The following is a 12,707-nucleotide window of genomic DNA, read 5'->3' on the forward strand; positions in this document are numbered from 1 at the left end:
CTTTCCGGCTACTTACTGAATCTTCTGGTCGACCACGAAATTGCTCAGGCCCTGGGAGCTAAGGTTGTGGGCCACTTGCTCCAGTTGGGCTGCGCTGGGGCGGTAGTGTCCGCTGTTGCGGGTCAGGGACTGGATCTCGCCGTTGTGCACGGTGATCTCTCCCGCACCCGCCACCGGTTGGCCGGCCAGGAAACTCGAATGGTGGAACTTGCCGGGCGCATGGTAATTGGACGCATACAGGTTGCCATCGTGATCCATGACGAAGATCGCCTTGCCCGCGCCTCCGCCGAAGCATGCCGTCTTGCCGTTGCGGGTATCGAACGGCTTGCCTTCCGCGTCAAAAATCTTTCCGTCTTTCACCGTCAGCTTGAATTGCTGACGCTGCTCTGCATTGAGATAGGTGACGGAAGTCGCCCACGTCTTGTTGCCCTGAAGGTGCTCGCCGTCGTACTCGGCAAAGAGGGCAACGTTGTGCTGGAACTTGGCCGTGGGCGGCACTGCGTTCGATGAAAGGCGTTTGTCCTCAAAGGGATCGACGTGGGGCGTGGGCGGGTTGGCCGGATTCCAGATTTGCGGCGCTTCATGAACGGCCTGCGAGGGGGCAGGACCTGCCGTGGTGGCGCCTGGCAGCATGGAGGCCAGACCGACGGCGTGCTCGGCGGGAGGCCAGGGCGAATTCCCCGGTGCGCCCTGCAGGCCGTGCGGGGCTTGCTGCAGCACGGGGGCGAAAGCGGGCTGCGGGCCGCCCGGGAACAGCGACGCGAAGCCGGTGAAAGGCTGGTTTTGTGGTACGGCGTGCTCGGCGGGAGGCCAGGGCGAATTCCCCGGTGCGCCCTGCAGGCCGTGGGGGGCTTGCTGCAGCACGGGGGCGAAAGCGGGCTGTGGGCCGCCCGGGAACAGCGACGCGAAGCCGGTGAAAGGCTGGTTTTGTGGTGGATGCAGCGGGTGTGCCGGCTGGGGCGGTGTCTGAAAGCCTGGGTGAAACGCCATGGTTGGGGCGGCCTGAGGCGGTGGATGGCCCATCCAGGGCATCGCCAGGACGGGCTCATCCTGTGGCGACGACGCAGGTGCGGCCTGCGCGGGAAATCCTCCTTGCGGTGCGCTGGGTTGCGGCATCGCCACAGAGGGCCGCGCCTGCGGCAACACCGTTGCTCCCGCCCCGCCGCTGGCCAGCAGCGAAGTCGGCTTGGCCGACTGCAGGACGGCTGCCGCGCTGATGCGTCCCGGCGCCGCAGCGCCTGCTGCGGGAGCGCCCGGTTTTCCAGCGGCGGAAAGCAGCTTCAACGCATCGTTCAGCGGGATTTTCGTCCCATCGCCGAGTTTGATCTGAACGCGGGGCTGCAGGGCGGACGACGCGCTGTTCAGTTTGGGCCGGGGCCTGAGCGGCCCTGGCAATGCCGAATCGGATGTGCCGGTGGCCGGCTTCTCCGGCTCGACGCCGGCCGGTCGTGCCGCCTGTAGCGCTGAAGGGCGGAGCTGATGGAGCCGGGCAGGTATCGCGTTGGGGAGGGGTCTCATGGCAGCCCTGTGGCTTGGTTTCCGAATGATTTTCATCATCCGGCCAGCACCATGGAATGCTCGGCAGAACCCGAATCTCCTGCGCGGCTTGCGAAGCCATCTAATCCCGGCAGGCGGAATTGCTATTTATTTTGTAGCAAGATGCCTTACTGTTGATTGCGCTGGAGCCCTGTGGGGCTCAAAGCCGCTCTTTCACGTAGGACCCGCGGTCCATGTCCACGATCTCCACGCTGAGCTGCACCATCACGCCTTCGGGCCGGGGCGTGAGACGGCGCAGCACGTCGGCCACTCGGCCGGCGAGGTCCTGCTTGGCCTCGGGCGAGCGGCCGGACAGCAGGCGCAGTTGCGCATGCACGAACGCGCGGTCGGCGGGGGCGGTGCCGATCTCGAAGCGGTCGGTGCGCAGGAAGCGGGACTTGAGGTCCGCCTCGTTCTGGATCTCGGGGCTCGCGGTGAGGGACTGGTTCAGTTCCGCCAGCATCTGGGCTTCGGGCAGACCGGCCAGGTTCTGGCTGTATTCGATGACGAGGTGGGGCATGGCGGTTCTCCTGCGGGGTGGGATGAAAGACGGGGAAGGGGAAGAGGGCGGATGGGCTCAGCCCGGCACCGGGCCGGGCGGCGCCAGCTCCAGCACGCAGCCGTCGCCCAGCGCCTCGCGCCACACGCGCACGCGGCTGGCAGGTGGCTGCATGCCATCGAGCGCCTGAGCGATGAAGCGGCACAGGTTTTCCAGCGTGGGCGTGCCCAGGCCGGGCACCTCGTCCAGCCAGTGGTGGTCGAGCTGCTCGCGCACGGCGGCCAGGCGCTGGCGCAGGTGGCCCAGGTCGATGACCATGCCGGTGGCGGGATCGCGCGGGCCGGTGACGGCCACCTCCGCGTGGTAGGTGTGGCCGTGGATGCGGCGGCTGCCCTCGGCCTCGATCTCGCGCTGCAAGGTGTGCGCGGCATCGAAGAAAAAGCGCTGGTGGACGGTGAACTGCATGGTCGGCGAACGGGCGGGAACGGGGCGAAAAAACGGTACGGGGAAAGGGGCTCAGCGGATGCCCGTGAGCTTGTGGGTCTGCAGGCTCAGGCGCCATGCGGGGCGCTCCAGGCAGGCGGCGATGCAGCGCCCGGTGTTGGCGGCCTGCTCCGGGCCGTCCATGGGCTGCAGGAAGCGGTGCGTGAACTGCGTCTGCGACTCGAGCGCGGCGAGGTCGAAGCCGGGCTGGGGCCACACCAGCTTGAGTTCCTGCCCGCTGCGCTGCACCCAGGGCGCGCCGGCCTTGGGGCTGATGCACAGCCAGTCGATGCCGGGCGGCGCGGCGACGGTGCCGTTGCTCTCCACGGCGATGCGAAAGCGCCGCGCGTGCAGGGCGTCGATGAAGGCCGTGTCCACCTGCAGCAGCGGCTCGCCGCCCGTCAGCACGACCAGGCGGTGCGCGGCATCGTGCGCGGGCCACTGGGCGGCGATCACCTCGGCCAGCGCGTCTGCGGTGGCGAACTTGCCGCCCAGGGTGCCGTCGGTGCCCACGAAGTCGGTGTCGCAGAAGCGGCAGACGGCGCTGGCGCGGTCTTCCTCGCGGCCGCTCCAGAGGTTGCAGCCCGCGAAGCGGCAGAACACGGCGGGCGTGCCGGCCTGGCCGCCCTCGCCCTGCAGGGTGTAGAAGATTTCCTTGACGCTGTAGGTCATGCCAGGGCCTCCACGGCGGCGGGCGCCAGCTCGGCCAGCGCCTGCAGCAAGCGGTCCACGTCGGCCTCGGTGTGCGCGGCTGACAGGGCGATGCGCAGGCGCGCCGTGCCCTCGGGCACGGTGGGCGGGCGGATGGCGGGCACCCACAGGCCGCGCTGGCGCAGGCCTTCCATGGCGGCCAGGGCCTCGTCGTTGGCGCCGATCACCACGGCCTGCACGGCGGTGCGCGACTCGCCCAGTTGCCAGTGCGTGCCCTGCAGCCGCGGCGCGAGGCCGTCCCGCAGGCGCTGGACGAGGCGCGCGAGGTGCTCGCGGCGCGAATCCTCCGCCTCGATGAGCGCCAGGCTGGCCTGCAGCGCGCGCGCCAGCAGCGGCGGCGCGGCGGTGGCGAAGATGTAGCTGCGCGTCTTTTGCAGCAGCCATTCGATCAAGGCGTCGTCGCCCGCGACGAAGGCACCGGCCACGCCCGCGGCCTTGCCCAGCGTGGCCATGTACAGCACGCGCCGCGAGGCCTGCGCGCCGACCAGGCCCGCCTCGGCCAGCGCGCCGCGCCCCTGCGGCCCGAGCACGCCGAAGCCGTGCGCGTCGTCCAGCAGCAGCAGCGCGTCGTGGCGCTCGCACAGCGCCAGCAGCGCGGGAATGTCGGCCACGTCGCCATCCATGCTGAACACGGCATCGGTGATGACCAGCTTGCGGCGCGCGGGGCTGCTGGCCAGCGCGGCCTCCAGCGCGGCCAGGTCGGCATGCGGGTAGCGGTGGATGCGGGCGCGCGACAGGCGGGCGCCGTCGATCAGGCAGGCGTGGTTGAGCGCATCGGAAAACAGCGCATCGCCCTCGCCCACGAGCGCGGGCACGATGCCGGCGTTGGTGGCGTAACCCGCGTAGAAGTACAGCGCGCGCGGCAGGCCCACGAAGCGGGCGAGGTCGGCCTCCAGCGCCGCGTTGGCCGCGCTGTGGCCGCTCACCAGCGGCGAGCCGCCCGAGCCCACGCCGAACTCGCGCGCGCCCGCGCAGGCGGCCTCGGCCAGCGCGGGGTGGCCGGCCAGGCCCAGGTAATCGTTGCTGCAAAAAGCCAGCATGGGCGCGCCATCGACCAGCAGGTGCGCGCCGCCGGCCGGCACCACGGCGCGGCGCCGGCGGCGCAGGTGGGCGGCGTCGAGCGCGGCGATGCGTGCCGGAAACTCGTCGATCCAGGAGGCGGCGTCGGGGCGGGGGCTCATCGGGTCGTCCATGCGGCGGGAAGGTCGAAGGGCAGCGCACGGGCGTCCGGCACGGCCTGGTAGGGAATGTCGGCCAGCAGCGGGGCGCCCAGGCGCTGCGCGAGCCAGTCGAGGTTTTCTTGCGGCGCCCGCATGTGCGGGTCGATGCGGCTGGCGATCCAGCCGGCCAGCGGCAGGCCGCGCGCGCGCACGGCATCGGCCGTGAGCGCGGCGTGGCTCAGGCAGCCCAGCCGCAGGCCCACCACCAGCACCACGGGCAGGCCCAGGGCCTGGGCGAGGTCGGCGCCGGTCTCGGTGTCCGACAGCGGCACGTGGAACCCGCCCGCGCCTTCGACGACGACCGCATCGGCCTGCGCCGCCAGCGCTTCGTAGCTGCGCACGATGTGCGCGATGTCGATGCGCGTGCCCGCGCGCTCGGCGGCGATGTGGGGCGAGAGCGGGTCGGGCAGCAGCACGGGGTTGTCCAGCGCCGGGGGCACCGCGATGGTGGAGGCGGCGCGCAGGGCGAGGGCGTCTTCGTTGGCGAGCTGGCCATGGTGCCATTCGGCGCCCGCGGCGATGGGCTTCATGCCCACGACGCGCGTGTGGTGGCGCGCCAGCGCGTGCAGCAGGCCGGCCGAGGCCAGCGTCTTGCCCACGCCGGTGTCGGTGCCGGTGACGAAGCAGGCGAATGCCGGGGTCGGGTTCATGGGGTGGTCTCCTCGGCCAGCGTGGCCTGCAGTGCGGCGAAGGCGGCATCGCCCAGGTGCTGCACGGCCTCGTCGTCGAGCACGTAGGGCGGCATGGCGTAGAGCGTTTTGCCGATGGGGCGCAGCACCAGTCCGCGCGCCATGGCGTGGCGGTGGTAGCGGCGGGAAAAATCGGGCAGGGAGGTCTGCACGTCCCACGCCCACACCATGCCCAGCCGGCGCGCATGGCGAACGCGCGGGTGCTGCGTGATGGGCGCGCAGGCGGCGTCGATGCGCCCGGCCAGCGCGGCATTGGCCGCGAGCGGGTCGAGCTGGTCGAACAACTCCAGCGTGGCCAGCGCCGCGCGGCAGGCCAGCGGGTTGCCGGTGTAGGAGTGCGAGTGCAGGAAGCCGCGGGCCACGTCGTCGTCGTAGAACGCGGCGTACACGGCCTCGGTGGTGAGCACGGCCGACAGCGGCAGCGTGCCGCCCGTGAGGCCCTTGGACAGGCAGATGAAATCGGGCCGGATGCCGGCCTGCTGGTGCGCGAACATCGTGCCGGTGCGGCCGAAGCCGGTGGCGATCTCGTCCACCACCAGGTGCACGCCGTAGCGGTCGCACAGCGCGCGCGCCTGGCGCAGGTATTCGGCATCGTGCATGGCCATGCCGGCGGCGCACTGCACCAGGGGCTCGACGATCAGCGCGGCGGTGCTCTTGTGGTGCTCGGCCAGCCAGACCTCCAGCGTCTGGGCGGCGCGCCGGGCCGCATCCAGCGCGCTCTCGCCGGGTTGCGCGCCGCGCGCATCGGGGCTGGGCACGGTGGCCGCCAGGCGCACCAGCGGGGCGTAGGCCTCGCGGAACAGGGCGATGTCGGTCACGGCCAGCGCGCCCACGGTCTCGCCGTGGTAGCCGCCGGCCAGGCCCACGAAGCGGCTCTTGCCCGGCCGCCCGGCGTTGCGCCAGCAATGCGCGCTCATTTTGAGGGCGATCTCGGTGGCCGCGGCACCGTCGCTGCCGTAGAAGGCGTGGCCCAGACCGGTGAGCGCGCCCAGCCGCTCGGACAGCTCCACCACGGGGGCGTGCGTGAAGCCCGCGAGCATCACGTGGTCCAGCCGCGCGAGCTGATCGGCCAGCGCGGCCTGGATGTGCGGGTGGCTGTGGCCGAAGAGGTTGACCCACCAAGAGCTGATGCCGTCCAGGTAGCGCCGGCCATCGGTGCCGTGCAGCCACGGGCCGCGGGCGCTGGCGATGGCCACGGGCGGGTCGGCCTCGTGGCGCTTCATCTGCGTGCACGGGTGCCAGACGCTGGCCAGGCTGCGGGCGACGAGGGTGTCCTGGTTCATCGTGGGTGGCCTTTCACAGGGCCTGCGTGGGCACGTGGTGGCGCAGTTCCACCTGGCGGTTGGCGGCGTCCACGAACACCAGCTGCGGCCGGTGCGCGGCCACCTCGGCTTCCTCGACCTGGGCGAAGGCGGCGATGATGAGCAGGTCGCCCACGGCAGCGCGGCGCGCCGCCGAGCCGTTGACCGACACCATGCCGCTGCCGCGCTGGCCCTTGATGGCATAGGTGACGAAGCGCTCGCCGTTGTCGATGTTCCAGATGTGCACCTGCTCGTTCTCCACGATGTTCGCGGCGTCGAGCAGGTCTTCGTCGATCGCGCAGGAGCCTTCGTAGTGCAGCTCGCAGTGCGTGGCGGTGGCGCGGTGGATCTTGGATTTCAGCAGGGTGCGTTGCATGGCGGGAGGGGCGAAGAAAACGGTTAGAGCTTGCGGTGGGGCGGTGGGGCGGTCAGCGGACCGGCGGGACCAGGATGGTGGGCGCGGCCGGGGCGGCCCGCTCGGGGTAGTCGCGGCTGTAGTGCAGGCCCCGGCTCTCGCGGCGCATCTGGGCCGAGCGCACGATGAGTTCGGCCACCTGCACCAGGTTGCGCAGCTCCAGCAGGTCGCGCGTGACGTGGAAGTGGGCGTAGAACTCCTCGATCTCGGCCTGCAGCAGCGTGATGCGGTGCGCCGCGCGCTCCAGGCGCTTGTTGGTGCGCACGATGCCCACGTAGTCCCACATGAAGCGGCGCAGCTCGTCCCAGTTGTGGGAGATGACCACGCACTCGTCGGCATCGGTCACGCGGCTGTCGTCCCACGGCGGCACGTCGGGCACGGCGTCAAAGCTGCCGGCGGCGATCGCCTGGGCGGCCGCGCGCGCGAAGACCATGCACTCCACCAGCGAGTTGCTGGCCAGCCGGTTGGCGCCGTGCAGGCCGGTGCAGGCGGTCTCGCCGATGGCGAACAGGCCGGGCAGGTCGGTGCGGCCGGCCAGGTCGGTGAGCACGCCGCCGCAGGTGTAGTGTGCGGCGGGCACCACGGGGATGGGCTCCTTCGTGATGTCCAGCCCCAGCTCGGCGCAGCGCGCGAGGATGTTGGGAAAGTGCTCCTGGATGAACGCCGGGCTCTGGTGCGAAATGTCCAGGTGCACGCAGTCCAGGCCGTGGCGCTTCATCTCGTAGTCGATGGCGCGGGCCACCACGTCGCGCGGGGCCAGTTCGGCGCGCGGGTCGTGCTGCGGCATGAAGCGCGTGCCGCCGGCCGAGCGGGGCAGCAAGAGCCGCCCGCCCTCGCCGCGCACCGCCTCGGTGATGAGGAACGACTTGGCGTGCGGGTGGTACAGGCAGGTGGGGTGGAACTGGATGAACTCCAGGTTGGACACGCGGCAGCCCGCGCGCCAGGCCGCGGCGATGCCGTCGCCCGTGGCCGTGTCGGGGTTGGTGGTGTACAGGTACACCTTGCCCGCGCCGCCCGTGGCCAGGATGGTCTGGGGCGCGCGGAAGGTGACGACCTCGTCGGTGCCTTCATCCAGCGCATACAGCCCCAGGCAGCGCTGCGGCCCGCCGCGGCGCAGCTTGTGCGGGGTGATGAGGTCCACCAGCGTGTGCTGCTCGAACAGCGTGATGCCGGGCGTGGCGCGCACGGTGTCGATCAGGGTGCGCTGCACGGCGGCGCCGGTGGCATCGGTGGCGTGCACGATGCGGCGAGCGCCGTGGCCGCCCTCGCGCGTGAGGTGCAGGGCGCCGTCCTCCTGCGAGAACGGCACGCCCAGGCCCTGCAGCCAGTGGATGGCCTCGGGCGCGTTCTCCACCACGAAGCGCGTGGCGGCCAGGTCGCACAGCCCCGCCCCGGCCACCAGGGTGTCCTGCACGTGGGCCTCGTAGGTGTCGCCCTCGGCCAGCACGGCGGCGATGCCGCCCTGCGCCCAGGCGCTGGCCCCGTCCTGCAGCGCGCGCTTGGTGATGACCGCCACGCGGTGCGTGGGCGCCAGGTGCAGCGCGGCCGACAGCCCGGCCAGCCCGCTGCCGATGATGAGAACGTCGAAATCGTGGGATGGCATGGTGGTGCGTGTGGGCGTGTGGGGCGTTCGGGCCGGGGCGCCCGGCCGTGGCGGTGAAGGGCGTCGGCTCAGACCGGCGTGTACGCCAGCCGCACGTAGATGGGCGCGAACGCCTCGGCCTGGGTGATCTCGATCAGGGTTTCCTTGGCCAGTTCCAGCAGCGCGATGAAGGTCACCACCAGCACGGTGCTGCCTTTTTCGGGCTCGAACAGTTCCTCGAACTCCACGAAACGCCGGCCCTGCAGCGTCTTGAGCACGGCGCTCATGTATTCGCGCACGCTCAGCTCCTCGCGCGTGATGCGGTGGTGCTGCACCAGCTTGGCGCGCCGCAGGATGTCGCGCCAGGCCTCCTGCAGGTCGGCTACGTGCACGTCGGGAAAGCGCGGCTGCAGGCTCTGCTCGATGTGCACCTGCGCCCGCAGGAAATCGCGCCCGTACTGCGGCATGCGCGACAGGCCGGCCGCGGCCAGCTTGATCTGCTCGTATTCGAGCAGGCGGCGCACGAGTTCGGCGCGCGGGTCCTCGGGCTCGGCGCTGCCTTCCTGCTTCTTGGGCGGCAGCAGCATGCGCGACTTGATCTCGATGAGCATGGCCGCCATCAGCAGGTACTCGGCCGCCAGCTCCAGGTTGCGGCTGCGGATCTCGTCCACGTACACCAGGTACTGGCGCGTGACGCCCACCATGGGGATGTCGAGGATGTTGAAGTTCTGCTTGCGGATGAGGTACAGCAGCAGATCGAGCGGCCCTTCGAACGCTTCGAGGAACACCTCCAGCGCATCGGGCGGGATGTACAGGTCGGTCGGCAGGGCAAACAGCGGCTCGCCATACAGGCGCGCCAGCGCCACCGCATCCACGACCTGGGGGGAGGCGCCCTCGGCACCCCCGGCGGGCAGGGCGGGGGCGGAGGCCCTGTCCGCGGCGGTGCTCATCGTTTGCTATTAAAAATATAGCTATCAGCGCTAGTTGCTATTGCGCTGGATGGCATTTTGATGCCTGAGATTCAGCCCTGGGTCTGGTAGACGTAGGGCTTTTGCGGCACGCTGGCTTCGTCGTACTCGCCCCAGAGGCTGCGGTCCACGCGCTTGTCCCACAGCAGCGCACGGCCGGCCTGCTGCTGCGCGTCCAGTTCAGGCTTCTCGGTCTTGAGCTGGTTGATGAACTGGGTGGTGTCGGACTGGTAGTCGGGGCGGCGGAAGAAGGACATGGCGGTGGTGCAGTCACTGTAGGGAGGCGGCGATTTTAGCGGGCGCCGCCCTTGGCCGGGCGCCGCCGCCTCGGCGCGCTACAGTGCGGACCCCGACACTGCCCCGGAAAGGACCCCCGATGAACACCCCCCGATGGAGCGCCCCGGCGGCCCGGGCGCTGCGCGCCACCGGCCTGGCCTGCACGCTCGGCGTCCTGGCGGCCCTGCTCGCCGGCTGCGATCCGCAACGCATCAGCGAACTGGAGGAGGGAAGTTCCACCGAGGCCGACGTGCGCTCGCGCTTCGGCGAGCCCGAGCGCGTGTGGGACGAGCCGGGCGGCGCCCGCACCTTCGAATACAACCGCCAGCCGGCCGGCCACCAGAACTACATGATCACCATCGGCCCCGACGGCCGCATGAGCGCGCTGCGCCAGGTGCTGGCGCCGCACAACTTCGAGCAGATCGTGCCCGGCATGGCCATGGATGATGTGCGCCGGCGCCTGGGCAAGCCCATGAAGGCCATGACCTACGAGCGCAAGGGCGAAACCGCCTGGGACTGGCGCTGGAACGACGGCGGCAACCAGCCCATGATCTTCACCGTGTACTTCGACGGCCAGGGCCGGGTGCTGCGCAGCGGCAGCGCGCTGGAGATCCGCGAGGGGCGATAGCCCGGCGCCGGCACCACCGCCAGCGCGGGCTGGCGCGTTGTTTGCATGGTCTGCCGGTGTTGGAGTAGCCTGTGACAACCATCCGCCCCGCCATGCCCGAAGCCCCCTTGCCACCCCCTGCGCCCCCGGCCGAGGCCGCGCCGCCGCCTTCCGCGCCGCTGTACCCCATGGGGTCGCTGCGCCACGGGCACTACGAAGACGTGCAGGCGCTCTTCGCCGGCACGCTGTTCGTGGCCATGGCGCTCATGCTGTTCGGCCAGGCGGGGCTGCTCATCGGCAGCACGGCGGGCATCGCCTTCTTGCTGCACTACGTGACCGACATCTCGTTCGGCAAGCTGTTCTTTGCCATCAACCTGCCGTTCTACTGGTTCGCCTGGACGCGCATGGGGCGGGAGTTCACCGTCAAGACGTTCCTGTCGGTGGCGCTGCTGTCGGTGCTGACGGAGCTGTTTCCCCACGTCATGCACGTGGACTACCTGAACCCGCTGTTCGCCGCCGTGCTGGGCGGGCTGCTGCTGGGCACGGGCTGCCTGTTCCTCGCGCGCCACAAATCCAGCCTGGGCGGCGCCACCATCGTCTCGCTGTACCTGCAGCAGCGCTACGGGGTGCGCGCGGGCAAGGTGCAGATGGCGATCGATTGCACCGTGGTGCTGCTGGCGCTGGTGATCGTGCCGATCGAGCGGGTGGCGTATTCGGTGCTGGCGGTGGTGGTGATGAGCGGGTTTTTATGGATCAGCCACCGGCCGGGAAGGTACGTGGGGCATTGAGGCTGTGTGGGCTGGCGAGGCCGGCTCAGTCAGCGGGCGCCGCGCCCGAAAAATCCCTGCGGTGACCAGGAATGCGAGCCTCGCTGGTCAGTCCACAGTGCGGTCTTATCGCATGGCATCAACGCCCCTGCTGGTTCACCCAGTCCAAGCTCTTGCCTCTGACACACCAGGCAGGATCGCGCACCCAATCGGTGAACCACATGGTGGGGTTGTCTTTAAGGTCTGAACAAAGCGAGTAACCCAGGCTGGGCATATAAAAGCGCACGATCAGAGAGGTCACGGGAATGAGCAACAAGGCCACGCCGCTCGCGAGCACGATGATCGTGAAGAAACGCTCCATTGGCTGGATGGACTTGTCGCTGCAAGGAATCGCGCGCATGGTCCCCAGGATGATTGCTAAAGCGCAGATAAGCGCGATGAATGGGGCGAGCAGTGCTGCGGGTGCGATCCGTACTCCGGATGCCAAGGTGGCTATGCCGACAACGGTTGGGATGATTTCGTAGCGGATTACAAAGCATGAGCCTGCCATGAGTCCAAGGTAAAGAGGAATTCCCCACAACAAGGTGGCGCGAACTTTTTTGACGTCGAACATGGGTAGCGGAGGTGTTACTTAATATCGAACGCAAGAAATTCGACAGAGCCAATCTTTGACCCCCTGGTCAATGGCACGGCACATTTGCGTCTTTTTCTGAGTCATTGCATCGCTGAGTTCGTTTTGCCATGACTGGGATTTCGTATCGATGTAGTAGATACCTTGAGCGGTCTGCTCAGGAAGCAATTTGAGGGCAGCGATCACCTTGTCCTTCAGACCGTAGTGTCGATCAACAGCATTCAGCCCGATGCCCACACCAACGGCAAAGACGGCCATCACGACCAGTGGAAGCACCGCCACTGTCGTAGCCGATCCGGCGACGCCCGCAGCCATTGAATACGCAATCAGAGCGCCAAGCCCGCCTTTGACGGCCTCCACCCCGATCCCGCCCACGAGGTCATACATGGTCTTCTCGTCATTGAACATGAAGTCCATCAGTTCGATCCCTGTGGACACCACCACGCCCAGCATGAAGCCGCCCTTAGCAATGCCTTGCAGGCTCTTCATTCCGAGTCCCAGTTGCAGCATCTTGGGATTCGTCGCCAAGTAGCGCGTGCCCTGCAACGCGCCGCTGCGCCGCGCCGAATAGCCTTTGATGATGATGTACGTGCCCGTCGCCGTGGTCTTGATGTAAGTCCCTATGCCGGCCATGCCGATGGCATTCATCGTCTTGCCGATGGCCAGCACATCGTTGGCCCCCTGCGCTACGGGCCCGACCCACGGCTCGCTGGCATTCGGGCTGAATTCCTTCTGCCAATACTGCCCGAACGTGGACTGCGACAGCATCTTGCGCAGGTTGAATTCCAGGGCGGCATTGCGCCTGGCCTTGTCCTGCAGGATGCTCATGTACTGGCCCTGGGTCAGCACCAGCACGTCCACCTGGTTCCTGTCCATGGACTGGGCCAAGGTCTGTCCGTAGCCGACGTTGAAGAACGTGGCCGCGAGTTCTGCGCTCATTCAATCCCCCCTTCGAGATCGCGTTTTTATTGGGGGCGAATGCTAATCGGAAAAAGCGAAAACGTGACTTTGAAGTAATTTAA

At 68.9% G+C, this 12,707-nt stretch carries 15 protein-coding genes; 2 read left to right on the forward strand and 13 right to left on the reverse strand.

Annotated elements, in window-relative coordinates; translation table 11 throughout:
* Positions 1-12 precede the first annotated feature (12 nt).
* The 11 genes from AVKW3434_RS08040 to AVKW3434_RS08090 form a co-directional block, all read right to left on the reverse strand.
* Positions 13-1,518, reverse strand: coding sequence for an IQM protein middle domain-containing protein (locus AVKW3434_RS08040; RefSeq protein ID WP_284405420.1), 1,506 nt, complete (start codon positions 1,516-1,518; stop codon positions 13-15).
* Between the two features lie 178 nt (positions 1,519-1,696).
* The gene (locus tag AVKW3434_RS08045) at positions 1,697-2,056 is read right to left on the reverse strand and encodes a 5-carboxymethyl-2-hydroxymuconate Delta-isomerase (protein WP_284405421.1); all 360 of its coding nucleotides are present in this window, start codon (positions 2,054-2,056) and stop codon (positions 1,697-1,699) included.
* A gap of 57 nt (positions 2,057-2,113) precedes the next feature.
* Entirely contained in the window at positions 2,114-2,500 is a 387-nt protein-coding gene (locus AVKW3434_RS08050; RefSeq protein ID WP_284405422.1) for a 6-carboxytetrahydropterin synthase, read from the reverse strand.
* A 51-nt stretch (positions 2,501-2,551) separates the two neighbouring features.
* Positions 2,552-3,190: a 7-carboxy-7-deazaguanine synthase gene (gene queE / locus AVKW3434_RS08055; RefSeq protein WP_284405423.1), complete on the reverse strand. Its 639-nt coding sequence runs from the start codon at positions 3,188-3,190 to the stop codon at positions 2,552-2,554.
* Positions 3,187-4,410, reverse strand: coding sequence for an 8-amino-7-oxononanoate synthase (gene bioF / locus AVKW3434_RS08060; RefSeq protein WP_284405424.1), 1,224 nt, complete (start codon positions 4,408-4,410; stop codon positions 3,187-3,189). The genes queE and bioF overlap by 4 nt, the downstream gene beginning before the upstream one ends.
* A complete protein-coding gene (bioD, locus tag AVKW3434_RS08065) occupies positions 4,407-5,099 on the reverse strand; it encodes a dethiobiotin synthase (protein ID WP_284393457.1) in 693 nt (230 codons plus the stop codon). Before bioD ends, bioF begins: the two co-directional genes overlap by 4 nt.
* Positions 5,096-6,421, reverse strand: coding sequence for an adenosylmethionine--8-amino-7-oxononanoate transaminase (gene bioA / locus AVKW3434_RS08070; RefSeq protein WP_284405425.1), 1,326 nt, complete (start codon positions 6,419-6,421; stop codon positions 5,096-5,098). The genes bioD and bioA overlap by 4 nt, the downstream gene beginning before the upstream one ends.
* A 13-nt stretch (positions 6,422-6,434) precedes the next feature.
* Positions 6,435-6,815 (reverse strand): aspartate 1-decarboxylase, encoded by a 381-nt coding sequence (gene panD, locus AVKW3434_RS08075; protein WP_284393461.1) that lies wholly within the window; start codon positions 6,813-6,815, stop codon positions 6,435-6,437.
* A 52-nt stretch (positions 6,816-6,867) separates the two neighbouring features.
* Complete coding sequence (nadB, locus tag AVKW3434_RS08080) at positions 6,868-8,457, reverse strand: L-aspartate oxidase (RefSeq protein ID WP_284405426.1); 1,590 nt, start codon at positions 8,455-8,457, stop codon at positions 6,868-6,870.
* A 68-nt stretch (positions 8,458-8,525) separates the two neighbouring features.
* Entirely contained in the window at positions 8,526-9,386 is an 861-nt protein-coding gene (locus AVKW3434_RS08085; protein ID WP_272564987.1) for a segregation and condensation protein A, read from the reverse strand.
* Between the two features lie 71 nt (positions 9,387-9,457).
* The gene (locus AVKW3434_RS08090; protein WP_272564986.1) at positions 9,458-9,661 is read right to left on the reverse strand and encodes a DUF3460 family protein; all 204 of its coding nucleotides are present in this window, start codon (positions 9,659-9,661) and stop codon (positions 9,458-9,460) included.
* A 119-nt stretch (positions 9,662-9,780) separates the two neighbouring features.
* Here AVKW3434_RS08090 and AVKW3434_RS08095 point away from each other — a divergent pair, with 119 nt between their 5' ends.
* Together AVKW3434_RS08095 and AVKW3434_RS08100 are read left to right on the forward strand one after the other, a co-directional pair.
* The gene (locus AVKW3434_RS08095) at positions 9,781-10,308 is read left to right on the forward strand and encodes an outer membrane protein assembly factor BamE (RefSeq protein ID WP_272564985.1); all 528 of its coding nucleotides are present in this window, start codon (positions 9,781-9,783) and stop codon (positions 10,306-10,308) included.
* A 92-nt stretch (positions 10,309-10,400) separates the two neighbouring features.
* Positions 10,401-11,075, forward strand: a complete 675-nt coding sequence (locus AVKW3434_RS08100) for a YitT family protein (RefSeq protein WP_372588228.1) — start codon at positions 10,401-10,403, stop codon at positions 11,073-11,075.
* A gap of 118 nt (positions 11,076-11,193) precedes the next feature.
* On the opposite strand, the gene AVKW3434_RS08105 is transcribed toward AVKW3434_RS08100, so the two are convergent.
* Entirely contained in the window at positions 11,194-11,667 is a 474-nt protein-coding gene (locus tag AVKW3434_RS08105; RefSeq protein ID WP_284393471.1) for a DUF1240 domain-containing protein, read from the reverse strand.
* An 18-nt stretch (positions 11,668-11,685) separates the two neighbouring features.
* Positions 11,686-12,624, reverse strand: a complete 939-nt coding sequence (locus tag AVKW3434_RS08110) for a hypothetical protein (protein WP_284405427.1) — start codon at positions 12,622-12,624, stop codon at positions 11,686-11,688.
* Positions 12,625-12,707 lie beyond the last annotated feature (83 nt).

The organism is Acidovorax sp. SUPP3434 (assembly GCF_030159015.1).
Taxonomy (GTDB): domain Bacteria; phylum Pseudomonadota; class Gammaproteobacteria; order Burkholderiales; family Burkholderiaceae_C; genus Paracidovorax.